The 965-nt window shown below is 66.4% G+C and carries 1 protein-coding gene; it reads left to right on the top strand.

Going from position 1 to position 965, the window contains the following annotated elements; all coding sequences use genetic code 11:
* On the top strand, positions 1–965 hold a 965-nt coding region (locus tag JKG68_RS32545), incomplete at both ends, for a dihydroxy-acid dehydratase domain-containing protein (protein WP_246516136.1).

Genomic DNA, 965 nt, shown 5'->3' with positions numbered 1-965 from the left:
AGGCCTCACCGTCGCACACCCGATCAGCTGCGCTCGCGCCTCTGGTTCGACAATCCGGACAATCCCGGCATGACGGCGCTCTACTTGGAGCGGTACCTGAATTTCGGCCTCACGGGCAAGGAGCTGCAGGGCAAGAAGCCGATTATCGGCATCGCGCAGACCGGCTCCGACCTGTCACCCTGCAACCGCCACCATCTGGAATTGGCCAAGCGCGTGCGCGACGGCATCACGGCGGCAGGCGGCATCGCCTTCGAGTTCGGATGCCATCCGATTCAGGAAACCGGAAAGCGCCCGACGGCCTGCCTCGACCGTAACCTGTCCTACCTGTCGCTGGTCGAGGTGCTCTACGGCTACCCGCTCGACGGTGTGGTGATGCTCACGGGCTGCGACAAGACCATGCCGGCGTGCATCATGGCCGCCGCCACGGTGAACATCCCGACGATCTCCCTCAATGTCGGCCCCATGCTCAACGGCTGGCACCATGGCGAGCGCACGGGCTCGGGCACCATCGTGTGGAAGGCCCGCGAGCGCCACGCGGCCGGCGACATCGACTACCAGCAGTTCATCGACATCGTGGGCTCGTCCGCCCCGTCGGTCGGCCACTGCAACACCATGGGCACGGCGTCCACCATGAATGCGCTCGCCGAGGCGCTGGGCATGGCGCTGCCCGGCTCCGCCGCCATTCCGGCTCCCTACCGCGAGCGCGGCCAGGTGGCCTACGAGACGGGCAAGCGCATCGTCGACATGGTGTGGGAGGACCTGAAGCCCTCCGACATCATGACGCGCGAGGCATTCGAGAACGCCATCGTGGCCAATGCGGCCATCGGCGGCTCCACCAACGCGCCGATCCACATCAACGCGATCGCCAAGCACATCGGCGTGCCGCTCGATTGCGACGATTGGGAGCGCATCGGCTTCGAGATCCCGCTGCTCGTCAACGTCCAGCCTGCGGGCGAGTATCTCGG

The organism is Microvirga aerilata, from assembly GCF_016743775.1.
Taxonomy (GTDB): Bacteria; Pseudomonadota; Alphaproteobacteria; order Rhizobiales; family Beijerinckiaceae; genus Microvirga; species Microvirga aerilata.
This window is presented reverse-complemented; position numbering and strand designations above follow the sequence as displayed.